Source organism: Pseudidiomarina sp. WS423 (assembly GCF_050750165.1).
Taxonomy (GTDB): Bacteria; Pseudomonadota; Gammaproteobacteria; order Enterobacterales; family Alteromonadaceae; genus Pseudidiomarina; species Pseudidiomarina fusca.
The window spans coordinates 334,106-360,285 of sequence record NZ_JBOJLN010000001.1 but is presented as its reverse complement, the minus strand read 5'-3'; the positions used below and the strand labels follow the sequence as shown (position 1 = coordinate 360,285).

The 26,180-nt window shown below is 46.1% G+C and carries 21 protein-coding genes; 10 read left to right on the top strand and 11 right to left on the bottom strand.

All coding sequences use genetic code 11. From position 1 onward, the window contains the following. The first annotated feature begins 94 nt into the window (after positions 1-94). Positions 95-1,033 (top strand): mechanosensitive ion channel domain-containing protein, encoded by a 939-nt coding sequence (locus ACQ661_RS01700; RefSeq protein ID WP_110075286.1) that lies wholly within the window; start codon positions 95-97, stop codon positions 1,031-1,033. On the opposite strand, the gene ACQ661_RS01695 is transcribed toward ACQ661_RS01700, so the two are convergent. Further along, a complete protein-coding gene (locus ACQ661_RS01695; protein WP_431667422.1) occupies positions 1,030-3,198 on the bottom strand; it encodes a putative bifunctional diguanylate cyclase/phosphodiesterase in 2,169 nt (722 codons plus the stop codon). The genes ACQ661_RS01700 and ACQ661_RS01695 overlap by 4 nt on opposite strands. Before the next feature lie 163 nt (positions 3,199-3,361). On the opposite strand from ACQ661_RS01695, the gene ACQ661_RS01690 reads away from it, so the two are divergent. The 7 genes from ACQ661_RS01690 (at position 3,362) to ACQ661_RS01660 (ending at position 11,443) form a co-directional block, all read left to right on the top strand. Further along, positions 3,362-4,060, top strand: a complete 699-nt coding sequence (locus ACQ661_RS01690; protein ID WP_153826081.1) for a GntR family transcriptional regulator — start codon at positions 3,362-3,364, stop codon at positions 4,058-4,060. Position 4,061: 1 nt separating this feature from the next. After that, positions 4,062-4,940: a methylisocitrate lyase gene (gene prpB, locus ACQ661_RS01685; protein WP_153826082.1), complete on the top strand. Its 879-nt coding sequence runs from the start codon at positions 4,062-4,064 to the stop codon at positions 4,938-4,940. Positions 4,941-5,040: 100 nt separating this feature from the next. Continuing rightward, positions 5,041-6,165 carry a bifunctional 2-methylcitrate synthase/citrate synthase gene (gene prpC / locus ACQ661_RS01680; protein ID WP_110075282.1) on the top strand — a complete coding sequence of 375 codons (1,125 nt, stop codon included), beginning with the start codon at positions 5,041-5,043 and terminating at the stop codon, positions 6,163-6,165. An 84-nt stretch (positions 6,166-6,249) separates the two neighbouring features. Next, the gene (gene acnD / locus ACQ661_RS01675) at positions 6,250-8,844 is read left to right on the top strand and encodes a Fe/S-dependent 2-methylisocitrate dehydratase AcnD (protein ID WP_431667421.1); all 2,595 of its coding nucleotides are present in this window, start codon (positions 6,250-6,252) and stop codon (positions 8,842-8,844) included. Between the two features lie 4 nt (positions 8,845-8,848). Then, complete coding sequence (gene prpF / locus ACQ661_RS01670) at positions 8,849-10,033, top strand: 2-methylaconitate cis-trans isomerase PrpF (RefSeq protein WP_431667420.1); 1,185 nt, start codon at positions 8,849-8,851, stop codon at positions 10,031-10,033. Positions 10,034-10,182: 149 nt separating this feature from the next. After that, positions 10,183-11,052: a 23S rRNA pseudouridine(2604) synthase RluF gene (gene rluF / locus ACQ661_RS01665; protein WP_431667419.1), complete on the top strand. Its 870-nt coding sequence runs from the start codon at positions 10,183-10,185 to the stop codon at positions 11,050-11,052. After that, positions 11,045-11,443 (top strand): YchJ family protein, encoded by a 399-nt coding sequence (locus tag ACQ661_RS01660; RefSeq protein ID WP_228759458.1) that lies wholly within the window; start codon positions 11,045-11,047, stop codon positions 11,441-11,443. The genes rluF and ACQ661_RS01660 overlap by 8 nt, the downstream gene beginning before the upstream one ends. A gap of 103 nt (positions 11,444-11,546) precedes the next feature. Here the strand turns inward: ACQ661_RS01660 and ACQ661_RS01655 are convergent, their stop codons facing one another. From ACQ661_RS01655 to ACQ661_RS01635, 5 genes are all read right to left on the bottom strand, one after another. Continuing rightward, a complete protein-coding gene (locus ACQ661_RS01655) occupies positions 11,547-11,954 on the bottom strand; it encodes a DUF4870 family protein (RefSeq protein ID WP_431667418.1) in 408 nt (135 codons plus the stop codon). A gap of 78 nt (positions 11,955-12,032) precedes the next feature. Beyond that, on the bottom strand, positions 12,033-13,526 hold the full coding sequence (locus ACQ661_RS01650; protein WP_431667417.1) for a protein adenylyltransferase SelO: 1,494 nt from the start codon (positions 13,524-13,526) through the stop codon (positions 12,033-12,035). 72 nt (positions 13,527-13,598) lie between these two features. Next, entirely contained in the window at positions 13,599-15,785 is a 2,187-nt protein-coding gene (gene katG, locus ACQ661_RS01645) for a catalase/peroxidase HPI (protein ID WP_431667416.1), read from the bottom strand. 187 nt (positions 15,786-15,972) lie between these two features. Next, positions 15,973-17,028, bottom strand: coding sequence for a cytochrome P450 (locus tag ACQ661_RS01640; RefSeq protein WP_431667415.1), 1,056 nt, complete (start codon positions 17,026-17,028; stop codon positions 15,973-15,975). 100 nt (positions 17,029-17,128) lie between these two features. After that, on the bottom strand, positions 17,129-18,028 hold the full coding sequence (locus ACQ661_RS01635) for a LysR substrate-binding domain-containing protein (protein WP_431667414.1): 900 nt from the start codon (positions 18,026-18,028) through the stop codon (positions 17,129-17,131). Positions 18,029-18,136: 108 nt separating this feature from the next. On the opposite strand from ACQ661_RS01635, the gene ACQ661_RS01630 reads away from it, so the two are divergent. Together ACQ661_RS01630 and ACQ661_RS01625 are read left to right on the top strand one after the other, a co-directional pair. Beyond that, positions 18,137-18,982 (top strand): DMT family transporter, encoded by an 846-nt coding sequence (locus ACQ661_RS01630; RefSeq protein ID WP_162014497.1) that lies wholly within the window; start codon positions 18,137-18,139, stop codon positions 18,980-18,982. Positions 18,983-19,069: 87 nt separating this feature from the next. Further along, entirely contained in the window at positions 19,070-19,342 is a 273-nt protein-coding gene (locus tag ACQ661_RS01625) for a TIGR03643 family protein (RefSeq protein ID WP_431667413.1), read from the top strand. Positions 19,343-19,370: 28 nt separating this feature from the next. Here the strand turns inward: ACQ661_RS01625 and ACQ661_RS01620 are convergent, their stop codons facing one another. From ACQ661_RS01620 to ACQ661_RS01600, 5 genes are all read right to left on the bottom strand, one after another. After that, entirely contained in the window at positions 19,371-21,197 is a 1,827-nt protein-coding gene (locus tag ACQ661_RS01620) for a long-chain-acyl-CoA synthetase (protein ID WP_431667412.1), read from the bottom strand. Between the two features lie 192 nt (positions 21,198-21,389). Further along, on the bottom strand, positions 21,390-23,093 hold the full coding sequence (locus ACQ661_RS01615; protein ID WP_431667411.1) for a proline--tRNA ligase: 1,704 nt from the start codon (positions 23,091-23,093) through the stop codon (positions 21,390-21,392). Between the two features lie 87 nt (positions 23,094-23,180). Beyond that, positions 23,181-23,891 carry a tRNA (N6-threonylcarbamoyladenosine(37)-N6)-methyltransferase TrmO gene (gene tsaA / locus ACQ661_RS01610; RefSeq protein ID WP_153826094.1) on the bottom strand — a complete coding sequence of 237 codons (711 nt, stop codon included), beginning with the start codon at positions 23,889-23,891 and terminating at the stop codon, positions 23,181-23,183. 100 nt (positions 23,892-23,991) lie between these two features. Further along, positions 23,992-24,402 (bottom strand): H-NS family nucleoid-associated regulatory protein, encoded by a 411-nt coding sequence (locus tag ACQ661_RS01605; RefSeq protein ID WP_153826095.1) that lies wholly within the window; start codon positions 24,400-24,402, stop codon positions 23,992-23,994. A gap of 107 nt (positions 24,403-24,509) precedes the next feature. Next, positions 24,510-26,153: an electron transfer flavoprotein-ubiquinone oxidoreductase gene (locus ACQ661_RS01600; RefSeq protein WP_153826096.1), complete on the bottom strand. Its 1,644-nt coding sequence runs from the start codon at positions 26,151-26,153 to the stop codon at positions 24,510-24,512. Positions 26,154-26,180 lie beyond the last annotated feature (27 nt).

The window sequence follows — 26,180 nt, the reverse complement described above, 5'->3', positions numbered from 1 at the left end:
GTAGAGGATATAGCCATATCAACATGTTATTATTACGCAATAAGTATTATGATTGTTCACCAGCACATTGTACGAGTAAATCAACGAGACCGCCATGCAAGTTGCAGACACTTTAAGCCAAGTTATCTCGGAATTTGAATTAACCGGTAACATCACCAAGCCCCTAATTGCGACTCTGATTTTAGTGTCGGCGATTTTATTGGTACGGGCGATATTGGCTAAGTTTATTCGCAAAAGTGTCAGTACTACCGAATTAAGGCGCCGTTGGTTAGTGCAAACGCGCAATGGTTTGTTGCTGTTGATGATGCTGGGCTTAATGCTGATCTGGGCGGAAGAATTACGCACCTTAGCCCTAGGTATTGTGGCTATTGCGGTGGCGTTTGTGGTGGCAACCAAAGAACTCATCATGTGCTTAACGGGCAGTTTAGTTAAGTCCGGCAGTAGTTCGTTTAGTATCGGCGATAGAATTCAAATCAAAGATTTTCGTGGCGATGTGATTGATCAAAACCTACTGGCGACCACCCTATTAGAAGTAGGGCCGGGCAAGCACAGTCACCAACGAACCGGGCGCATGATAGCTATCCCTAATTCGTTGTTTGTGTCGGAGCCGATCATTAATGAAAGCTACACCCATGATTTTGTCTTACATGTGTTTACCGTTCCTTTTAAACGTGAAGACAACTGGCGTGCAGCACAAGCTGCGTTTTTAGAATCGGCTAATCGGCATTGTGCCGATATCCTTGAGTTTGCCCGGCGCTATATGCAACGCATGAGCGATCATCGAGGCATAGATGTACCCTCAGTGGATCCGCGCGTTACCATCACGGCTCCCGTTGCTGGTGAAATACACTTAATTGTTCGGTTTCCGGCTAAAGCTGGAATGCGTAGCTATTTAGAACAAGCTATTTTAACCGAAGTGTTTGAGCACCATGATTTTACCAACAAGAGCAGCACTGCCGAGCTAGGTGTTAGCAGAAGTGAACGCAGCAGCACCGAGACTGCTGCGGAAATCATCACGCCACCGCTTACTTAATCCGTATCAGCACTGGTAGCGAAATGTTGCTCGAACTCAGCTTGCGGCAGCGCTGGCGCGTACAAGTAGCCTTGCAGTAGGTCACAGCCTTTGGCGAGCAAATGATCTCGCTGAGCCGGCGTTTCCACCCCTTCGGCAACAATATTCATTGCTAAGCTGTGAGCCAGCTGGATCATGGCTCCCACAATTGACGCCATGGATGGAATCACTAGCATGTCGCGGACAAAAGTAACGTCAATTTTGAGTGTCTCGAACGGCATTTCTGCTAAATACAATAATGATGAGTAGCCGGTACCAAAATCATCAATCGCAAAGTGAATGCCATGGTCACGTAGCTGCGCCATTTTTTCGGCGACAGCTTCGACATCATGTAGTAATAAACTTTCAGTCACTTCAAGTTTAAGTTTACTTGGGCAAACGCCGTAACGTTTAACCGTATTCAGCACTCGCTCAACAAAGTCGGGCTGCTGAAATTGCATACCGCTGACGTTGATAGATAACACTAGGTTGCTCAGGGGCGCGTGGTATTGCCACTGTTTTAGCATAGCGCACGCTTGTTCTAGCACCCAATGGCCCACCTGAATAATAAGCCCCGTTTCTTCTGCTAGCGGGATAAATTCAGCAGGGGATACAAATCCACGTTGTGGATGCTGCCACCGAAGAAGTGCCTCTGCGCCTACCCATGAGCCATCGGCATCCACTTGCGGTTGTAAAAACAAAGCTAATTGCTGTTTCTCGATAGCGTTACGTAAGTCGGCCTCAAGCTCTAAGCGCTGTTGCGCTTTTAATGAAAATTCGTTGTCGTAACATTCAATGCCTGTTTGTCGTTGCTTTGCATGCGCAAGGGCTAAGCTTGCTTGTTGCAGAGTCGTCTCTGGAGCCGTGAATGCATCAATGCGGGTTACCCCAACAGACACCGTGCTCAGATGGCTATAATGGCCCAATTGGTATTCTTCTTGAAGGTGATCTCGCAGCGCCTGAATTTTAGCAAAGGTAGCTTGTTGTTCTGCGACACTGGCATCGCGTTGGCGGCAGGGAAGGACCACAGCAAAATCATTGGCGCCCAATCGCGCGACAAAATAATGGCCGTTGCTCCAATCAAGAATACGTTGCGCTACTTGTTGGAGAAGTACATCGCCATAGCTGCTTCCAAAACTGTTATTGAGAGCTTTAAATTTATCTAAATCATAGATTGCTAAAACGTGAGCTGCACCAGCGCTAGCATTTGGCTTGAGCTGCTGATTTAGAAGCTGTAAATGCTCGAGCAACAGCGCGCGATTAGCTAGGCCAGTTAAACTATCTTGGGTGGCCATCGTACGGATCATTTTTCTAGCTTCGCGTTGAGATTTAGCATGAGCGTAAAAGCGTTGGTCAACTTTACTACCAAGGGTAGCCGCAATCGTGGCTGCAATCAGACTAAACCAAACCACGTAGGCCAACCAGTTATCGTGTTGATGGCCATGCATGGCTAGTTCTTTGCTATAAAAACGGGCCGCTAACATCGCAGTGTAATGCATGCCGCTGATGGCTGCGGCGATGATGGCAGCAGGAAACAAGCGACTCACTAGACGTTGTAATTGGCCATCACGTTCAAAACGCAGCAGACCGCGGTAAGTTAACATGGCTACGATACCTAGGCTTAGTGCTACCACTAAGGAGGTGAGAAACCACGTAATGTCATAGACTAACGCGCCATTAAAACGCATGGCTGCCATGCCAATATAATGCATCGCACCAATCCCCAGCCCCAGCACGAGGCCAGCGCTAATGGTTCTGCCCGTAGCGGCCGTTTGGCGAGCATTATCATTGAGCGCCGGTAGTTGACTGTGCAGGGCGTAAGCATTGGCTAAAATAGCAGGTATCACTGAGAGGATGGTCAATCCAGTATCATGATGAATGGCCAGTGGAATTTGAAATGCCAGCATGCCAATAAAATGCATACTCCAGACTGCCACGCCGGCTATTGCGGCACTTATCCATAACCATAAGTTGCGATAAAAGGCATGGCGATAGCTTTTTGCTCGGCTGAGAGTTAACAACGACGTGTAGCTACCAACTAATGCAGCTAGGTAGGACAACATCACCAAGCCTAAATGATGAGAACCGGGTATGGCGCTGTAATTGAATTGGCCGAGGTCGAAAAAATGGCTTAGGGCTTCATGCATGTTGTTGTACATCCTTTGTTAGTCATTTTGATGAATAACGTAACCCATGCGACTTTAGTTTAATTGTCGACAATAAAATTGATTTCAACCTTGGAATTCCATTTCCAAGGGCGTAGAATAAGCTCAATTCAAAGATACTGTCGACAATCAATCGGGTAACGTCATGACAACCGAAGCTGCCATTATACATAGTCCTATCTGGCGTTCGCCGATCACTTCGGCCGATCGCGTCTTACATGAAATTCAACGGGCGATCGTAGCAGGTGACATTGCTGCGGGCAGCAAAATCAGCGAACCTGAATTGGCGCGGCGCTTTGATGTCAGCCGTGCGCCTTTGCGCGAGGCGTTAGCGCGACTAGAACGTTGCCACTTGATTGAACGAACGCCTAATGCTGGCTCTCGTGTCGTTACCTTATCGACCGCAGGGCTGCAAGCTTTATACCAAATTCGTGAAGAATTAGAGGGCTTAGCCTGTCGTTTGGCTGCCACCAACATGGATGAGCATGAAATTGAGCAGCTGCGCCAGTTGCTAGACCAACACCTCACCAGCCAACGAGTACGCGAAGGTGAAAGTTATTATCAAGAGGCGGGCGATCTTGATTTTCATTATCGCATTATTATGGGTAGCAAAAACCCTTACCTCATCAATATGTTATGCGATGAATTGTACTTTTTAGTACGAATGTATCGAGTTCAATTAGGGATGAATGGTCCGCGCGTGTCGCGTGCGTTTGATGAACACAAAGCTATTATTAATGCCATCGCTAATCGCGATGGTGAACTGGCGGATCTGCTGATGCGCCGCCACATCGCTGCCTCGCGTGGCAACATTGAATCTAAACTACAGCAATTGGGGAAATAACATGACTCAAGTACACAGTGCCGGCGCTAAGTTTCGCCAAGCCATTGCCGCCAACAAACCGTTGCAAATTGTTGGCACCATCAATGCTTACACCGCCATGATGGCAGCACGGGTTGGCCATCAAGCACTTTATTTATCGGGTGCCGGCGTTGCCAATGCTTCATTTGGTTTACCTGATTTAGGTATGACGTCACTGAATGACGTGTGTGAAGATATTCGACGTATTACTGGCGCAACGGATGTGCCCTTATTAGTTGATGCTGATACGGGTTGGGGCGGAGCCTTTAATATTGCCCGTACGGTGAAAGAAATGACGCGCGCAGGTGCGGCAGGTTTTCATATTGAAGACCAAGTAGCGCAGAAACGTTGTGGCCATCGCCCAAACAAAGAGATCGTGTCACAAGCAGAGATGGTAGACCGAGTTAAAGCTGCAGTAGATGCTCGCATTGATGATCAGTTCTACATCATGGCGCGTACCGATGCGTTTCAGCAAGAAGGCCTCGCCGCAGCGATTGAACGTGCACAAGCCTGTGTTGAAGCTGGTGCTGATGCGATTTTTGCTGAAGCAGTGCATACTTTAGAACATTATCAAGCCTTTACCGATGCGTTGAACGTACCTGTTTTAGCCAATATCACCGAGTTTGGTGCAACACCGTTGTTTAGCAAAGATGAGCTAGCTGAGGTTGGTATTGAATTAGTGCTATACCCACTTAGTGCCTTCCGCGCCATGAACAAAGCAGCCTTAAATGTGTACGAAAGCATTTTAGCCAAAGGCCATCAGCAAGACGTAGTAGACAGCATGCAAACCCGCGCTGAACTGTATGATTTTCTGAATTATCACGCCTTTGAAGATAAATTAGATTCATTGTTTAAAAAGTAGAGCAACAGCGCTAGTGGGTTTTAACTAGATCGATATTGGGGTGGTGGCAGTCAGCAAATAGCTGCTATCACCTTAAGATTTCAATAATAAGGAGTTAATCATGGTTGATAAGAAACTAACAGGGGCCGGATTGCGCGGTCAAGTAGCAGGAGAAACGGCACTTTGTACGGTAGGTAAAAGTGGCTCAGGCCTAACCTATTACGGCTATGACATTAAAGAATTAGCCGACAAAGTGAGTTTTGAAGAGGTCGCATACTTATTATCACGTGGCGAGTTACCGAACGCGACACAATTAGCTGAGTTTAAAGCGCGTCTTAAACAACAACGTGGACTGCCACAAGCATTGAAAGATGTGCTAGAGCGCATTCCTGCTGATGCTCATCCGATGGATGTGATGCGCACCGGCTGTTCGTTTCTAGGCAACATCGAACCTGAGCAAGATTTTAGCGAAGCAGATGCAAAAATTGAGCGGATGTTAGCCGCATTCCCTAGTATTTTGTTGTACTGGTATCGCTTTAGTCATGATGGCAAACGTATTGAAACTGCCACTGACGATGATTCCATTGGCGCGCATTTCCTTCATTTATTGCATGATAAAGCGCCGTCAAAATTACACACGGATGTCATGAATACCTCATTGATTCTGTATGCGGAGCATGAATTTAATGCTTCAACCTTTACTGCTCGGGTATGTGCTTCAACCCTTTCTGATATTTTCTCATGTGTTACCGGTGCGATTGGTTCGTTACGCGGTCCATTGCATGGTGGCGCAAACGAAGCCGCAATGGAGTTGATTGAGAATATGCAAAACGCTGATGACGCTGAGCAACAGCTGATGGGCATGTTAGAGCGTAAAGAGAAAATCATGGGCTTTGGTCACGCTATTTATCGCGAATTTGACCCACGCAACGATATCATTAAAGAGTGGTCAGAAAAGCTCTCGCAAGAGTTTGGTGATAGCCGTCTGTACGATGTATCTGTGCGTTGTGAAGAAGTGATGTGGCGCGAGAAGAAATTGTTCCCAAATGCCGATTTCTTCCATGCTTCGGCCTATCATTACATGGGCATCCCAACTAAATTGTTTACCCCAATCTTCGTGATGTCGCGGGTAAGTGGTTGGACTGCACACGTAAAAGAGCAACGTGCAAATAACCGTATTATTCGTCCTAGTGCCGACTATACTGGTCCTGCACCGCGCCCAGTTCCAGCGTTAGCCGACCGTTAAACCGGCGTACGCACCAGCTTAGTTGCTCCGGCAAACATTCAGTGTGTCGGAGCACTTTTGTCCTATTCATCTAAGGGGACCGCCATGAATCAAGAATTTCGTCAACAGCTCCCAGGCACAACGTTACAATATTACGATACCCGTGCTGCGGTAGAAGCTATCGAACCAGGCGCATATGATCGCCTACCTTACACGTCTAAAATTTTAGCTGAGCAGTTAGTGCGTCGCTGCAACCCCGCGGAGTTAACGGCCAGCCTTGAACAATTGATTTATCGCAAGCGCGATCTGGATTTTCCATGGTATCCAGCGCGGGTAGTATGCCACGATATTTTGGGCCAAACAGCGCTCGTTGATTTAGCTGGTTTACGTGATGCAATTGCCGCTAAAGGTGGCGACCCAGCTAAGGTTAACCCGGTGGTACCAACCCAGTTAATCGTGGACCACTCGCTAGCAGTAGAACATGCTGGCTTTGAGAAAGATGCCTTTGAAAAGAACCGAGAAATAGAAGACCGTCGTAATGACGACCGGTTTCATTTTATCAACTGGACTAAAACAGCCTTTAAAAACGTTGATGTTATCCCTCCAGGGAACGGCATCATGCATCAGATCAACCTAGAAAAAATGTCGCCAGTTGTGCAAGTGCGTGACAACGTGGCTTTTCCTGACACCTGTGTAGGTACCGACAGCCACACCCCCATGGTCGATGCCTTAGGCGTCATTTCTGTTGGGGTAGGTGGCCTAGAAGCCGAGAGCGTGATGCTGGGACGAGCCTCTTACATGCGTCTACCCGACATTATTGGGGTAGAGCTAACAGGCAAGCTTAAACCAGGCATCACTGGTACCGATTTGGTCTTAGCTATCACTCAGTTTTTGCGGAAAGAGCGCGTGGTAGGAGCCTACTTAGAGTTCTTTGGCGAAGGTGCTGATGCTTTGTCAGTAGGTGATCGGGCGACTATTTCAAATATGACGCCAGAATATGGTGCAACTGCAGCCATGTTCTACATTGACCAGCAAACCATTGATTATTTGAAGCTTACCGGTCGTGATGACAAGCAAGTTGAGCTAGTTGAACGCTTTGCCAAACACACGGGCTTGTGGGCGGATAGCATGAAGGCAGCTGAGTACGAGCGGGTATTAACCTTTGATTTAGCCGCTGTTGAGCGCAATTTAGCTGGGCCGTCTAACCCGCATGCGTTGCTACCTACAGCTGATTTGGCAGCACGTGGTATTGCGAAGCATATTGACCAGCCCGAAGCAGGTTTGATGCCTGATGGCGCAGTCATTATCGCGGCTATTACCAGCTGTACCAATACCAGCAACCCACGCAATATGATTGCGGCCGGCTTGATCGCACGTAATGCTAATAAACTAGGTTTAACCCGTAAGCCTTGGGTGAAAACCTCGTTAGCACCGGGCTCAAAAACGGTAAAAATGTACCTAGAAGATGCCAACTTATTGCCAGAACTCGAAACCTTAGGGTTTGGCGTCGTTGGTTTTGCCTGTACAACTTGTAATGGTATGAGTGGTGCTTTAGATCCAAACATCCAGCAAGAAATTATCGAGCGAGATTTATTTTCAACGGCGGTTCTCTCTGGTAACCGTAATTTTGATGGCCGTATTCATCCATACGCCAAGCAAGCATTCTTAGCATCACCTCCGTTAGTTGTGGCTTATGCTATTGCCGGTACCATCCGCTTCGACATTGAGAAAGACGTTCTAGGTCTCGACCAGCAGGGTAACCCTGTTACCTTAAAGGATATTTGGCCAAGCGACGAAGAAATTGACGCCATTGTTAAACAAGCGGTTAAACCAGAACAGTTCCGTACGGTTTACGACCCTATGTTTAGTTTGAACGTTGATTATGGTGAGAAGACTGAACCGCTTTATAACTGGCGTCCACAGAGCACTTATATTCGCCGTCCTCCTTATTGGGAGGGGTCATTTGCTTCAGGGAACAGTTTAAAGGGCCTACGTCCGCTAGCTGTGTTAGGTGACAATATTACGACCGATCACTTGTCGCCATCCAATGCTATTTTACCTGACAGCGCAGCCGGTGAATATTTAGCCAAGATGGGTTTGCCCGAAGAAGATTTTAATAGTTATGCAACTCACCGTGGTGACCATTTAACCGCACAGCGGGCAACATTTGCTAACCCTAAACTCTTTAATGAGATGGTCCGTAACAATCAAGGTGAAGTGATTCAAGGCTCTCTAGCACGAGTAGAGCCCGATGGCAAAGTGATGCGCATGTGGGAAGCCATTGAAACCTACATGGAGCGTAAGCAGCCATTGATTATTGTTGCTGGCGCTGATTATGGTCAAGGATCGTCACGAGATTGGGCTGCGAAAGGTGTTCGCCTGGCGGGTGTTGAGTGTATTGCGGCAGAGGGCTTTGAGCGTATCCACCGTACCAATTTAATTGGTATGGGAGTGTTACCGCTAGAATTTGAAGCAGGTACCACACGTGACACTCTAGCTATTGATGGCACTGAAACCTTCGATGTGGAGGGCGAGGTGCAGCCGGGGGCGACCATGACTTTGGTGATTCATCGGGCCAACGGCGAAGTGGTAAAAGTACCTACCAAGTGTCGCTTAGATACTGCTGAAGAAGTGTCAATCTATGCAGCTGGCGGTGTTTTACAACGTTTTGCTCAAGACTTTTTAGCTGGTGAGGTTTAATCCTATGGCATTTGCTCCGCAATTAAAAATTGCCGCTACGTATATGCGTGGCGGCACTTCGAAAGGGGTCTTTTTTAAACTGGATGATTTGCCCCTAGCTGCGCAAACGCCGGGGCCAGCACGTGATAAATTATTGCTGCGTGTTATTGGTAGTCCGGATCCTTACGGCAAACACACCGATGGCATGGGCGGAGCTACTTCCAGTACCAGTAAAACGGTCATTTTGTCCCGTAGTAGCCGAAGTGACCATGACGTTGATTATCTATTCGGACAAGTTGCTATCGACAAACCATTTATAGATTGGAGTGGTAACTGTGGCAACCTAACGGCAGCCGTAGGTTCGTTTGCAATTAGCAATGGTCTGGTTGATGCTGAACGGATTCCGTCGAACGGCATCTGTGTCGTTCGTATTTGGCAGGCAAATATTCAAAAAACCATCATTGCGCATGTGCCTATTACTGACGGTGAAGTGCAAGAAACCGGTGATTTTGAACTAGATGGAGTTACGTTCCCAGCGGCAGAAGTGCAGGTTGAATTTATTGATCCTGCAGCTGATGAAGACGGTGCTGGTGGAGCAATGTTCCCCACGGGCAATTTGGTTGATGAGTTTGAGGTGCCAGGGCTTGGCAAGTTGCAAGCAACTTTTATTAATGCGGGTATCCCGACGATTTTTGTCAATGCCGCAGATATTGGTTACAACGGCACTGAATTACAAGGAGCCATCAACGAGAACGCTGAAGCCTTGTTGATGTTTGAAAAGCTGCGCGCCTACGGTGCCGTTAAAATGGGGTTAATCGACTCTATTGAGGCTGCTGCGGCACGTCAGCACACTCCTAAGATTGCCTTTGTGGCTGCTCCGGCAGATTATGTTTCAGCCAGTGGTAAAGCAATTCATGCTGGTGACATTGATCTGTTGGTACGGGCTATGTCGATGGGTAAATTGCACCATGCCATGATGGGAACAGCAGCAGTTGCGATCGCAACAGCAGCAGCTGTGCCAGGTACCTTGGTTAATTTAGCTGCTGGCGGCGGCGACCGTAGCCAAGTTGTCTTTGGCCATCCATCAGGCACTTTACGAGTGGGAGCTGAAGCTACTCAAGTGGATGGTGAATGGACGGTGACCAAGGCCATTATGAGCCGTAGCGCTCGGGTGCTGATGGAAGGCTGGGTGCGCGTACCACAAGACTAAAACTACAACACCGGGGCTTAGCGGTGTTACTAGGCTAGCCAACAAGCGCGAATGGATTGTTGTTGGCTAGTCGCTTTTAGTTCATCTAAAGGCACGGATTCTGATACACTTTAGCGGATATCTTCGTCTATTAAGGTGCTTTTTAACCTATGCAAGTCAACCAATCATCTCCACGTGATGCCGTGCGTCTCAATAAATTTATCAGCGAAAGTGGTATGTGCTCACGCCGCGAGGCAGATCGCTTTATTGAGCAAGGCCAAGTGACACTTAACGGTCGTCCTGCGGTGGTGGGTGACAAGGTGGGGCCTAGCGACGAAGTGCGAGTGAATGGCCGCCTAGTAGCAGCTCAAAATAAAGATAAGTTCGTTTTCATTGCGTTAAATAAGCCCGTTGGTATTGTAAGCACAACCGATTCAGCTGAGCCTAAGAATATCCAAAAATTTGTCGGCCACAAAGAGCGGATCTTTCCCATTGGCCGGTTAGATAAAGACTCGCAGGGGCTGATATTTCTTACCAGCAATGGCGATCTCGTTAACAAAATATTGCGTGCGGGTAACCGCCACGAAAAAGAGTACGTGGTGACGGTTCATAAGCCTATTACCGCCGATTTTATCAAGGGAATGGCTAACGGTGTACCTATTTTAGGAACCATGACCAAGCGTTGTAAGGTACAGCAACTGTCGTCGTTTGTGTTTCGGTTAACGCTAGTTGAGGGTATGAATCGACAGATTCGTCGGATGTGTGAATACTTCGGCTACGAGGTGCGCAAATTAGAGCGAACTCGCATTATGAACGTGCGTCTAGGTGCTCTTCAAGTGGGTCAATGGCGCAATCTAAATGCTGCCGAGTTGGCTGATATTATGGCGGCCATTGAAGGCTCTACTGGATTAGCACCAGCGGGACATAAAAGTCGGCGCCCGAAGCCGCAGAAAGTCGCTTCAGCATCAGCGGGTTCGCGCTCAGAGCGTCAAGCTACTGCGGCCTCACGCAAGAACCGACGAGGTGGTCGCTATGATTAATCTTCCAGCCAAGAATATGGGTAAGAAGTGCCCCTGCGGTGGCGGAAAATATGCCAATTGCTGTGGGCCTTTTCATACTGGCACCAAGTTGCCACGCACAGCAGAGCAACTGATGCGGTCTCGCTACAGTGCATTTGCTCGCAACCTAGTGGAATATATTGCTGCTACTTGGCATCCCTCCACTCGACCAGAGCAGTTAGAACTCAGTGATAATCCGGTTTGGCTTCAGTTACAAATCATTGCTAGTGGTAGCCAAGGAAATCGTGGCTACGTGCACTTTATTGCTTACTTTGCAGCTGAAGATGGTATTGCAGAAATGGAAGAAGAGTCTGAATTTATTAGAGAACAGGGCCGCTGGTGGTACTTAAACGCTATTTCCGTTGAACACTAAAATAGCTTCGCCGCGGCGGTGATAAAACCAGCAGTGCAAAACAACCACATGCATTGCAACTGCTGGGAGATTTGGTCAAAAGTTAGAAACGTAAGTAAGTAACTTATACCGGCATAGGTTTGTTATCGTTCAAGTTTAGTAAGCCACGTACGGCGCGATAGATAAACCAGACGGCTGCGACCAATAGCACGATAACGCCGATGCCAAAGAAGGTAGTGACTAAACCAATGAGCGACCACACTAACATCCACCAAAAGGTGCGAATTTGCCAAGTAAAGTGTGACTCTAAGTAAGTGCCACGAACTTCAGCTCGTTTAATGTAGTTAATAATAATCCCCACAATGCTGGTGAAGCCAACAAAGCAAGACACTAATTGCAGAATATAAATGACCAGTGTCAGGGTTTTATTCTGGTCTTGATCTACAGTATTAGTGGTATGAACTGTTGTTGAATTCATTGTGACTGCTGGTTCTGGGTTCGGTTGTCCTGTCGTGTTTGATTGCTCAGTCATAAGCTAAAACTCCTTGTTATAATGTTGTTACTGCGTTTGCAAGGATAACCAAACTGTTTAGAACAATCCAGCTTTTTTTCAGGTACCACAAAAGGTTGTGGTAACCTGCTGGCTCGCAGTAGCCGGCGGCATTAAATCTGCGTATTCTGCTCGTTCTTGGTATGGCTGTGCGAAGGCTTGCTGTAATCGAACAAATTGAGCAAGGGAACCTGTCTTAACTACCTCACTAATACAGGCTTCAATTAAATGGTTGCGCGGTATTAGAGCTGGATTAACCTCATTAAGTTGGCGCTGTAATTGATGCGCCGGAATACTCGCAGTCGCGTGCTGCCATTGCTGTTGCCAAGTTAACCATGACGCACTATCACTAAACAGTTGATTGCGTCGATTTGGCTCCGTATCTCCTAGGTAACGAAATGCGAGGGTGAAATCAATGTGCTGCTGTTGCATTATCGCAAGTAGCTGTTGAACTAAGTTGCTGGCGTCTGGATGGTCTGGGCTAAGCCCGATTTTAGCGCTAAAGTAAGCTTGATAATACTGTTGGTACTTGTCACTAAAGCCCATGACCAGCTCGGTAGCTCTTTCTATGGTAGCAGCGATGGCTGCTTCTGGTTCAGTTGCATCGTTAGCGGTCATGATAGGTAGCAAGGTTTCGGCAAACCGAGCTAGGTTCCATTGTGCCATTGCAGGTTGATTGGCGTAGGCGTAGCGCCCTTGTTTATCAATAAAGCTAAACACTTGGTGTTCGTTGTAGGCTTCCATAAAGGCACAGGGGCCGTAGTCAATAGTGTCACCAACTAAGCTCATGTTATCTGTGTTCATAACGCCATGGATAAAACCCAAACTCATCCATCGTGCAATTAATTGTGCTTGCTTGTCGATAACTGCGCTAAGGAGCGCATCATAGCGAGCAAAACCAGGCGCATGGTGGAGTATAATCTCTGGGTAATGCCGTTCAATAAGGTAATCGGCAAAGCTTTTAAGCTTAGCCGCACTATTTAAATTTAAGACATATTGGGCGGTACCTACACGTAAATGGCTGCGCGCTACGCGTGCCAAAATTGCGCCGGGTTGGGCTTGTTCACGCTGTACCCAATCGCCTGTCGCGACTGCAGCCAACGCCCGCGTCGTAGGTACGCCTAAATGATGCATGGCTTCGCTAACTAAGTACTCTCGTATCACTGGGCCGATGGCAGAGCGGCCATCGCCGCGGCGAGAGTAGGGGGTGCGGCCACTGCCTTTTAGCTGCAGATCAAAACGTTGTCCCTCAGGGGTCACGATTTCCGTCAGTAAAATGGCGCGGCCATCACCTAAATGCGGGTTAAAATGACCAAATTGATGACCACTGTAGGCTAGCGCATGGGGCTGGGCCCAGTCCGGCATTTGGTTACCAGCAAAGAGTTGCAAGCCGGCTTCAGTCCCCCAAAAAGCTTCGGGTAAGCCAAGCTCGGCCGCTAATGGCTGATTAAAAGCTAGCCATTGTGGCGCCGATACAGGGCTGGGTGAGCAACTCGTCGAAAATTCGTTGGCTAGCTGACAATAACTGAGTTCGGTAGTAAATGACGCTGACATGATAGGCCTCTATCTATTAAAAAACCCGCGATGGTTTTGCCAACGCGGGTTCTAGCTTAGCGCATTGTCGATTTAGATTAAATCGAAGCGATCTGCATTCATGACTTTGGTCCAAGCTTTCACAAAGTCATGCACAAATTTTTCTTGTGCGTCATCTTGCGCATAAACCTCTGCATAACTCCGTAAGATTGAGTTAGAACCAAAGACTAAATCAACCCGTGTTGCGGAATACTTGGTAGCTCCGGTCGCACGCTCTTTAATGTGGTAAAGATTCTTACCAGCGGGCTCCCATGTATAGGACATATCAGTTAAGGTAACAAAAAAGTCATTGCTTAAGACACCTTCACGGTCAGTAAATACACCATGTTTGGTACCACCAAAATTGGTGCCTAGTACTCTCATGCCACCAACTAAAACCGTCATCTCAGGTGCTGTTAGGCCCATGAGTTGGGTGCGGTCTAACATGAGTTCTTCGGGTGCTACTACGTAATCTTTTTTCACGTAGTTACGATAAGCATCATGCACAGGCTCTAGTGGCTCGAAGCTCTCTGCATCAGTCATCTCATCGGTTGCATCGCCGCGACCTGGGGCAAAAGGTACCTTAATATCGACCCCTGCTGCTTGTGCAGCTTGCTCAACTGCAGCAGTACCACCTAAGACAATAAGATCCGCTAAACTAATTGGTTTATGGAAGCCGGCTTGAATACTCTCGAGTACTTTTAGTACCTTCTGGAGACGTTCAGGCTCATTTCCCTCCCAATCTTTTTGCGGTGCTAAACGAATTCGCGCACCATTAGCTCCGCCACGATAATCCGAGCCGCGGAAAGTACGAGCGCTATCCCAAGCCGTCGCTACCAGTTCATTTGTACTTAAGCCGCTACTAAGAAGTTGCTGTTTAAGCTCGGCAATGTCGGTATCGTTGAGGCTGTAATCAACCGCAGGAATAGGATCTTGCCAGATCAAGTCTTCAGCCGGTACATCAGGGCCTAGGTAGCGAGATTTTGGTCCTAGATCTCGGTGCGTTAATTTAAACCAAGCACGGGCAAACACTTCAGAGAAGTATTCAGGATCGTTATAGAACCGCTCTGAAATCTTACGATAGTCAGGGTCCATTTTCATGGCCATGTCGGCATCGGTCATAATTGGGTTATAACGCTTGCTAGGGTCATGGGCAGCAACTGGTTTATCTTCTTCTTTAATATTGATGGGTTCCCACTGCCAAGCACCGGCTGGGCTTTTCTTTAATTCCCAGTCATAGTTCAGCAAGAGATAGAAGTAGCCGTTATCCCACTGCGTTGGATGGGTGGTCCAAGCCCCTTCAATGCCGCTGGTAATGGTATTTCCACTGTGACCTTTACCGGCTGGGTTTTTCCAGCCTAAGCCTTGCTCGGTTACATCAGCCGCTTCAGGCTCAGCACCTAACTTAGTAGCATCGCCATTGCCGTGACATTTGCCCACAGTATGCCCACCAGCGGTAAGAGCACAGGTTTCTTCATCGTTCATCGCCATCCGTGCAAATGTGCGGCGGACATCATGAGCTGTGCGTAATGGATCCGGCTTGCCATCAACCCCTTCAGGGTTCACGTAAATTAATCCCATTTGCACTGCTGCTAGAGGGTTTTCTAAGCTATCACGGTCCTGATCGTCACTGTAACGTTGCGCCGTTTCAGCTAACCATTCTTTTTCAGAACCCCAATAAATATCTTTTTCAGGATGCCAAATATCAGCGCGGCCGCCAGCAAAGCCATAAGATTTAAGCCCCATTGACTCATAAGCCATGGTTCCTGCCAGAATCATAAGATCCGCCCACGACAATTTGTTGCCGTATTTTTTCTTGATAGGCCACAATAAGCGACGTGCTTTATCAAGGTTGACGTTATCTGGCCAACTGTTTAAGGGAGCAAAGCGCTGATTGCCGGTACCACCGCCACCACGACCATCCGCGGTACGATAAGTACCAGCCGAGTGCCACGCCATGCGGATCATAAGACCACCATAATGACCCCAGTCAGCTGGCCACCACTCTTGGCTGTCGGTCATGAGTGCTTTCAGATCATTTTTAACAGCTGCTAAGTCTAATTTTTTAAATTCTTCGGCATAATTAAAGTCTGCTCCCATCGGGTTAGTCTTGCTATCATGCTGATGCAAGATGTCGAGATTAAGAGCATTAGGCCACCACTCCATCACTGTTTTACTCGAGCTGGTATTGCCACCATGCATCACGGGGCATTTGCCACTTGAAGCTGATTTATTATCCATAGCTGTTCCTCTTCATTTTGAGCTGCAAAGAACTCTGACGAAATTAGCTTGTGGTGCATCTAAGTATCCGATAATACAAAGGATCAGCACCATTCACTGCACTTTATGACTATAGACTATAGCGCCCCACACACAAGTTAGATAGCTAGAATTATCGATGACTGAGATAGGCTTTTTTGATGACAACTTAAGCACTTAGTCTCAGCGGTAACGAGCTAAAGCCGGTAGCAGGGTAGTTAGACCATGTTGGCTGGCCGGCTAATTCTAGACAGGATACCCGCTCTAGCAAAATACGTGTAAATGTTTCTAGTTCCAGTTGGGCTAAGGGTTTACCGGGGCAGACATGAACTCCAGCACCATAAAGTAAGTTATGTGCGGCATTTTGCTGCGGATTGAATGTCAATGGCTGTGGAAAAACGGCAGCATCCCGCTGTATTTCTGGCCATACTAGGGTTATCGGAGTTGCTGAAGGAAGCTCTTGCTGAGCAAGTTGTACAGGACAACGAGTGCGTCGTCGATTACTAGGCAAGGGCGCATGAATACGTAGTATTTCATCAATACTTTCGCGCAGCGGTAAGTCGTTGTTGCGTAGCTGCTGTTGGAGCTGCGGATGTTGCGCCAAATAGCCGGTTATAAGACCGACACTGGCGGTAATGGTTGCTAATTCTCCTACCGTCCAGTTTCGAATTAAGCTGGTTAATTCGGCTAAACTAAGTGCTCGGCCGTGAATCCTTAATTCGGTGAGTTGACGCATCACCGTTGGTTGTGACTGTTGTTGAGCTAGCTTGGCCAACGTGGCTATGTGTTGCTCAAATTCGGCCGCAAGCATTACCATAGCCGATTTATCTTGTTGGCGTTGCGCCTGCTGTTGGGCTTGTAACCAAGCCTCAATAAGCGGTTTGTAATCGTCTGGCCAACCCATAAAAAGCCATTGAATATCCAACGCAAAGGGACGAGCAAAAGCTGTGATAAAATCGATAGTCATACCATCTGCGTGGTCAACTAAGGCTGCTATTTGGCGCTCTATCAAAGCACGACAAGCGGGCTGAAACTGAGCGATGGCAGTCGTTGAAAAAAAAGGCTCAATCAGTTGCCGATAGGTTTGATGCTGCTCATCATCCATGCCGTTCGGTACTGAGAGATGTTGCGATACCTGATTGCTAAAAAGCTGAGGCTTAGACAAGACTTGCATAGCATCAGAGTGACAGGTGACAGTTACTTGCGACGTTGCGGAGTAAGACATACTAAGCCTCCTTAATGATCGAGACTTCATTATCCGCACTACAGACTTGTTTACAAGCGAGCTCTTTGAATTTGGTCAAACCAATTGACCTAGATCATGATCACAAACTTTTTTCTTTGCAAAGCGCAACCAACCACTTGCCTAAAGCTTCAAGACCAATCCGCTTAGCGGCTTGATTTGGATAAACAAAGTAAAAGCTATCGTCGGTGCGGATACTATGTAAAGGTAATTCGTACAAGCTATCGGCACGCTCAGCAGTACTGGTCATAAATTCATTAAGTAGGGCAATTCCTTGGCCATATTTAGCCGCTTCAACCGCTAATAAAACATGACTAAAGTGATGAATTTTAGTATGAGCTGGTAAGGGTTGCTGAACCGCAGCAAACCACCGTCGCCAATCCTCGCCGGGCTGGTTGGAACTGAATACAGATGCGGCCGACAATAATGGGAATTGCGTTAATAAATGAGGCTCTCGCAATTGCTGTGCTTCGCTCCAAAGGGGTTTGGCACAATAGGGTTTGAGTCTCTCATCGTATAAATGATATTGAGTAAAGCCGGATCGAGGTGGTTGAGTCGTAATAAAACAATCGGCAAACTGTGTATCAAAACGTCCGTCTTGAGTGAGCATTTGCAGTGATAGATCAATATTAGGATAACGCAGGCGAAAGTCATCTAATGCTGGAATCAGCCACTTGACCGCTAACGAGCCATGCAACGCTAGTTTTAGCTGCCGAGATTTTTGTTGCTTCATATCGATACTGGCGTGACTGATAGTATCAATGGCTGGTGCCACTTGTTGTAGATATTGCTCACCTAAAGCCGTAAGCAAGATATCTCGCCCTCTGCGGACAAATAATGGATGCCCGAGGAAATCCTCAAGCCCTTTTATTTGGTGGCTTACAGCACTCTGCGAGACATGTAAGCGCTGGGACGCCACAGAAAAGCTTTGAGCACGAGCCGCTTCAACAAAATAGTGAATAGCGCGTAAAGGGATACTCATTATCCAAAAATCTCATAGTTATTTTAATTAATATCATTATAAGTAATATCACCACGATAGTACAATCTAACAACAAGCCAAAGTCTGTTAGTTAAAGAGGAGTTAGTCGTGGATCGTTCGCTTATTCTAGCCGTGTTGTTATTAATTTTTGGCAACAATATTGCGATTTTATCTGACTCCTTAATTAAGTTACTTGATGGCTTTGAAGCACCCTTTCAGTTTGTGCTGCTGCGCCAATTAAGTGCAGCCTTGTTATTACTACCTGTGATGCTTTATTTACGTCGACCGTTACTACCTCAAAAATTACGCTGGCATGCCACTCGTGCTCATATCTTCTTATTTGGCGCGGTATTTATGGTTATTTCACTAACGACCTTACCCTTGGCTACTGCGAATGCTATTTTTTATGCAGCACCACTGATTACGGTGGTATTTGCACGTGTTTTTTTCAAAGAAAAGGTTACTCTCTGGTCATTAGGTACAGCGGCTTTAGGTATGCTAGGCGTACTAGTTATTGTTAATCCTAGTGAAGGAAATATCTTTGTTTTGGCGGCTTTGGTGGTGGCTGCAAGTTTAGCTATTAATAATCTACTGATTAAGAAACTGCCGGTCGAACATAGTATCATTGATACTCTTTATCTGACTAACATACTTGGTATTCCTACCACCTTGGTGTTGACCCTTATTGAGGGGGCTACTTTTGATTGGTACTTATTTTGGTTAGCTATAGGGTCGAGCTGCTTTGCGATGATTTATGCGGCAACATGCGTGTATGCATACCGAGCTGCCGATAGTAATAAGATAACCAGTGCTGAATACACAGGATTGATAGGTGCCGTTCTTTTAGGATTCGTGTTTTTTGCCGAGCAACCCGATTTACGTTTTTATCTAGGGAGTCTATTAATTGTTATTCCTCTAACACTACTCACTTGGCGTCAGGGAAAGTCGAGCTAGTAGGCAGTAAGTGATACTTGATAACTAATCTAAAAATAAAGCTTGAGCGTAATTGTGGTGGGAAGCATCACAAAAGAGCAAACAAGTATGAGTAAAGGGAATAACTGGGATTATCAGCTTGAACCTTCAGAATTATCACGAATTATCGAGATGGCATGGGAAGACCGAACTCCGTTTGAGGCAATCAAAACTCTATACGGTATGGATGAGCAAGCTGTTATCTCGCTCATGCGGCGGCAACTCAAACCTTCTAGTTTTAAATTGTGGCGTCAACGGGTTAGTGGTCGTGTCACTAAGCATGAGCACTTACGAGACCCCGCTGTAAGCCGAGCTTACTGTCCGACTCAATATAAGCGTTAATGAGTGTTTATAAACCTGTTGGGTTGTTCTATTTTAGTTGGATTAAACCTTGATGGATAGCCTCATAAAGCTGGGTACTAAGGGGCTGATAACCATGTTTTAAATCAACTAACACATACAATGGGTCGGTCACCTTGGCTAAACTAAAGCTTTCTTTCTTCAATTGAGTTTTCATCATCTTGAAAGTAGTCGTCAGCTCGTGATGTTGACGAAGCCGAATAAAGCGAGGTAACGCATATTCGGGTAAGTGCTTGCGGATGGTTTGAAAGAACTCTTGAGGATTGAACTCTCGACCCTGTGCTAGAACAAGACTAACCATACCTGCTTTACCTTCGGCATGAGGTACTTTTACACCGTAGGCTACAGCTTCAATGATATCGGTAACACGAGCTACTTGTGCCTCAACTTCTGTGGTGGCAACGTTTTCTGACTTCCATCTGAAGGTTTCACCCGTTCTGTCGACAAAGGCAATATGGCGAAACCCTTGATGTCGAACGAGGTCACCCGTATTGAACCAACAATCGCCGGGTTTAAAAACATCTGCCAGTAATTTTTCAGCATTAGCTTGGGGATTATTCGTGTAACCATCAAAGGGAGCTTTCGATGAAACCTTTGTTAGTAAAAGGCCAACGTCACCTTTTGCTACGGGTTGTAAATAGCCGAGATCATCTTGTACTGGTATTTCGCGTTCAAAATCAAATGCGACAACAGCATATGTCATGGGTGAAAAACCGACAGTACGTTTTAAGTTGAAGGCGTTAACAAAGCCTACATTGCCTTCGCTAGCACCGTATAGTTCGCAAATATGACGAATACCAAAACGTTGCTGTAACTCATCCCAGATTTCAGCTCTTATCCCGTTACCAATAATGGCACGAATACCATGCTGGTTATCACTGGCTTGTGTCGGCTGATTTAGTAAGTACCGGCACATTTCTCCCACATAAACAAAAACGGAGGCTTGAAAATCTTTGATATCCTGCCAAAACCCTGAGGCACTGAATCGTTCAGATAATGCCATCGAACTACCACTCATGACCACGGCACTTAATGCTATGGATAAAGCCGTATTATGATAAAGCGGCAGGGTGTTGTAGAGGGTATCTTGTTGTTTCAATCTCAGCGCCATATGGCCGAAGCCGATACCGGCTTTATACCAGCGAAAATGGGTCATGGCTGCAGCTTTAGGTAAACCGGTAGTGCCAGAAGTAAGCACATAAAAACAATGCTGAGCTAAAGTAATGGTCTCGGTTTGGCTTGGATTATGTTGATGTTCAGGCTTAATTAGGGGCGTTAAATCAGTGGAAAAACAAGCTCGCGCGGCAGCGCTTAATTGGTTCCATTCCACTCTAGAATCAAGTGCACATTGAAGATCTAGGTTAAGAATTGCTACATCCTCGGCGTAAGCACTTTGGCTGATTAATAACTTGGGCTGCAATACCTTAATACTATGCGCGAGAGCTTCTTGTCGTTGTTTTGAATTAAGCATGCCAGCTATTGCTCCAAGTTTATTGATTGCAAATGCCCAAGCTAGCTGTGCAGCCGAATTATTAAAAAGTAACGCGACACAATCACCGTCCTTGATACCATAGGTAGCAAGTGCGTGGGCTAATTGATTAACCCAGCTGTTGAATTCTTCGTAAGTAAAGTTGCCCTCATGAGTCTTCAAAAAAATACGTTTGGGATATCGGCGAGCTGCTTGCTGTAGAAACCATCCCGTAGAGCCACGGTGATGTTTTTTAGCCCATGCTAATTTAACAAGAGTGCAGAAAAAAATAGGTAAACGAGGGATGAATTTAATCAAAGCCCCTAACATCATTTTCCATGAAATCGTGTTGTTATTATTTTTATCCATGGTTAAAGGTTTAATTAGTAGGATTAACTTTATATTAGCGCTAATACTGATGTTATTTCCATAGCTGGCCCGCGTAATTTTTGCTTAATAGTTGCCCTAGTGATCTGACTTAAATTGAAAGCCCTGCAGCTGATTCAGCTGCAGGGCTTTGCTTTTATCTGGTTCTTGTGGCTTGCGGGCCGGTTTTAAAACTTATTGCGACATAAGAAAACTAACAACATCATCAATCGCGATAGTTTGTTTTGCACCAGTTGTTCGGCTTTTGTATTCAATCAAACCTTCATCAAGGTTACGTTCGCCAATCACTAATTGGTGAGGAATTCCAATCAACTCCATATCCGCAAACATAACGCCGGGTCTTTCCTTTCGGTCATCAAAAAGTACATCTACATGATGTGCTTGAAGGTCTTTATACAATTTTTCTGCAGTATCTTGTACTCGTGACGATTTGTGCATATTCATGGGTACGATTACTACTTGGAAAGGAGCTAGTGCCGTTGGCCATTTGATACCGAATTGATCATGGTTCTGCTCAATCGCTGCTGCGACAATTCGAGAAACTCCAATACCGTAGCATCCCATCATTAACGTTTCATGTTTACCGCTATCAGTAAGGACACCAACTTTCATTGCATCTGAGTATTTCTTCCCTAATTGGAAGATATGACCCACCTCAATACCGCGTTTAATCAAAAGGTTACCTTTACCACAGGGGCTAGGATCGCCTGTAACCACGTTGCGGATATCTGCTACTTCTGGTAGCGGAACATCACGGTTCCAATTGATATTGAAGTAATGATAGCCATCATCGTTAGCGCCTGCAGCAAAATCTGCCATAACGGCAACACTGCGATCAATAATCAAGGGAATTGGAAGCCCAACAGGTCCAAGAGAGCCCGGGCCTGCGCCAATGGCGGCCACAATTTCTTCTTCATTTGCGAACACGAGCGGTGATGCGATCTGTGGCAGTTTTGCTGCTTTTATTTCATTTAACTGATGATCGCCACGTATCATAAGTGCAACTAGCGACCCCTCGGTACAGCCATGAACAATAAGAGTTTTTACGGTCTGTTCTATGGCGATACCAAACTCATCAACTAGGCTAGCAATAGTTTTAACGTTTGGGGTGGCGACTTTCTCCATAGCTGTGGTTGCCGCTGGTGGCTCGGCTAGAAGTGTTATAGCTTCGGCCATTTCAACGTTCGCGGCGTAATCAGAACTATCAGAGAATGCAATATCATCTTCACCAGAATCAGCCAATACGTGAAACTCGTGAGAGGAGTGACCGCCAATGGATCCTGTATCAGCGATAACAGGGCGATAATCTAGGTTTAAACGCTCAAAGATACGGCAGTAAGCAGCATGCATTGCATCGTAAGTTTCTTGAAGACTAGCTTGGTCCAAGTGGAAGGAATAAGCATCTTTCATGATAAATTCACGCGCCCGCATGACGCCAAAACGAGGTCTAATTTCATCTCGAAATTTAGTCTGGATCTGGAATAAGTTCATAGGCAATTGCTTATAACTATTGATTTCTTTTCGAACGAGTTCAGCAATGACTTCTTCGTGTGTGGGGCCCAGCACAAAATCACGATGACTACGATCTTTCAATCTAAGTAGTTCAGGACCATAATCTTCCCAGCGACCAGATTCTTGCCATAAATCAGCGGGTTGAACCATAGGCATTAATACTTCTAGCGCACCAACGCGTTCCATTTCTTCTCTGACTACACGCTCTACTTTACGTAAAACTCGTAAACCTGTTGGTGTCCAAGTATAAAGACCAGCAGCTACTTTGCGAATCATACCGGCGCGAAGCATTAATTGATGGCTAATAACTTCGGCATCAGCAGGTGTTTCTTTTAGTGTTCCAAGTAAGTATTGGCTAGTACGCATGTGTCCCTCAAAGTTCCAACTAGGAGCTAATTAAAGCGCTTATAGTAGTTAAGTAATGGATAGAATTCTACCAGCAGCGGGGCTAAGTCAAAAGGTTTTAGTGACGCTTAAGACTATATTTTGCTGTTGCTTGACCCGCCACTTAATATTTAAATCATAAAGCGCCATACCATAGATTTTCTCTTGATGAGCTGCTTTGTTATAAGCAGGACGTGGATCCTGTTCTAACACTTGCCCGATCAATTCTTTTAGGTTTGGATAATCGTCAGCAAGTAAGGCTAGGTCTTGTATGGCTTGTTCACTGAAATGAGTCTCTAATTCGGTAGTAGGGCGATTATCGGCAAAGCCACCTTGAGCATCGATAACACTATCAGCGTAGGGTAAATAAGGCTTAATATCGACCACCGGAGTTTCATCTACCCAATCCGCACCTTCAACGGTAATCCACGTGCTACCGCTGTGGTAATCAATGCTCAGCAGTTTTACCACCGACATCCCCAGGCCATTGGGGCGATAGGTCGCTCTGGTAGCGAAAACGCCCTTACGTTGATTACCGCCTAATCGCGGTGGCCTCACCAACGGTTTCCAACCGCTTGCAACGGTCTGATGAAAAACAAAGATGACCCAAATATGAGAAAAATCGAGCAACCCTCGGCAGCAATCAGGCTGGCTATAAGGGCCTGTCAGTTCAATGGTAGTGGTAGCAGCGCGAACCAGTCCCGGTTGTCGAGGAACAGCAAATTTTTGTTGGTAGGGCGAATGTACCTTACCTATGATTTCTATTTGATGGTGTTTCATGAAGCTATGCTAGCCCCTTAAGGTAGGACTACTGAGGCTTGTGTTACTGGCACTCTATTTGCATCACTAGGTATGCTTATAAGTGCCAGTTCGGGTTTATCTATTTTATTAAAAACTGTTCTAAGCTGGCACCTTCGGCTAGCGCCTTTACGATAGCTTTTGGCATGCGGCCTTGGCCCGTCCAGGTTTTACGTGCACCATGCTCATCAGTGTAAGTATACTTTGCTGGCTTGGGCGAACGTGGTCGTTTTATGTGGGCAGAGGTACCGGCAAAGGAAGTATCCATCAGATCTTCCGGAGATAAACCAGCATCAGCGACAGCAGCTTTCAATGCCGCTATTTTCTCGAGTTTTTCGGCTTCTTGTTGACGAAGTTCTGCTTCTTCTTGAATCCGATCGTCGATTATTTTCCCAAGCTTTAACTGAACTTCTTTTAACTCTTCAACCGATAACTCTTTTATTGCAGCTTTTAACCGTCGTCCGTGGGTTAATATAGAAATAAATTCACTCATTAAACGAAACTCTCTTTATTAAGTTATGAGGCGATATTACATACGAGTTTTATTACGACGACAATCTTATTTTCATGTCCGATTTCTCGGACATGAAAACTAAGCTGTTACATATTAGGATAATTAGGTCCACCTGTACCTTCAGGTGTCACCCAAGTAATATTTTGCGACGGATCTTTAATATCACATGTTTTGCAGTGAATACAATTCTGGGCATTTATCTTAAATACATCTTTGCCATTTTCTTCTACCACTTCATAAACGCCAGCAGGGCAGTAGCGCTGAGCTGGCTCTGCGAATTTGGGCATATTCACATTCAATGGAATGCTCGAATCCTTAAGCTTTAAATGACATGGCTGATCTTCTTCATGATTAGTATTCGATAAAAAAACGGATGATAATCTATCAAAGGTCAATTTGTTATCAGGCTTTTCGTACTCAATGACTTGGCATTCGCGCGCCAGTTTTAACTGAGCGTGATCTTCATGCTGGTCTTTAATGTTGAATGGGAGCTTACCGCCAAACCAGTTCTGATCGATGGTGTTATATGCGCCACCAAGGTAAGTACCAAACTTATGAACGGCCGGACCAAAATTACGTGAGCGGTAAAGTTCATCATATAACCAAGATTCTTTAAAACGAGATTCAAAATCTTTTAATTCGTGGTCTTCGGTATCGTTATGTAACGCATTAAAAATACTTTCGGCAGCCAACATGCCAGATTTCATTGCAGTGTGATTGCCTTTGATTTTGGCAAAATTAAGCGTGCCAGCATTACACCCTATTAAAATGCCACCGGGAACCGTCATGCGCGGCAAGCTATGAAAGCCGCCTTTAGTAATTGCTCTCGCTCCGTACGAAACACGTTTACCTTGCTTCAGTGTGGCAGCAATCTTGGGATGCGTTTTAAATCGCTGAAACTCGTTAAAGGGGCTTAAATAGGGGTTCTTGTAGTTTAGATCGACAATCAGGCCTACATAAACTTGGCCATCTTCAGCATGGTAAAGGTAGCCTCCACCGGTTGCTTCGTCGGTGAGCGGCCAGCCGGTGCTATGCACAACTAACCCTGGTTGATGTTGCTCGGCTGGGATATCCCATATTTCTTTAAAACCAATCGCATAATGTTGTGGTGAGCAATCTTCGGCTAGTTTAAATTCTTGCTGTAACTGCTTACCTAGATGGCCACGGCTCCCCTCGGCAAAAACAGTATATTTAGCACGAAGCTCCATGCCGGGTTCAAATCCTGGTTTTTGTTCGCCGTTACTGTTAATGCCCATATCACCAGTAATTACACCAGCTACACGTTGCTCTTCAATGATGATGCTGGCCGCTGGAAATCCAGGGAATATTTCAACGCCCAATGCTTCGGCTTGTTCGGCTAACCAGCGACAAAGATTACCTATACTAGTAATGTAGTTACCATGGTTGTGGAATGTCTTAGGCACCATGAAAGAGGGCAGTTCAGTTGCCTTTTCTGCGTTTTTAAAGAGCATGATTTGGTCGTGCGTGACTGGAGTGTTCAGCGGCGCTCCCAATTCTTGCCAATTTGGCAATAACTCATTTAATGCGCGTGGTTCAAAAACGGCGCCTGATAAAATGTGAGCACCGACCTCAGAACCTTTTTCAACAACGCATATCATTAATTCTTGTTGTTTTTCTTTGGCTTGTTGAGCCAAGCGAATAGCACAACTCAATCCTGCTGGACCTGCTCCAACAATAACAACATCAAACTCCATACTTTCGCGTTGCATTTGCTACTCCTTTTATTGACTAGTGTG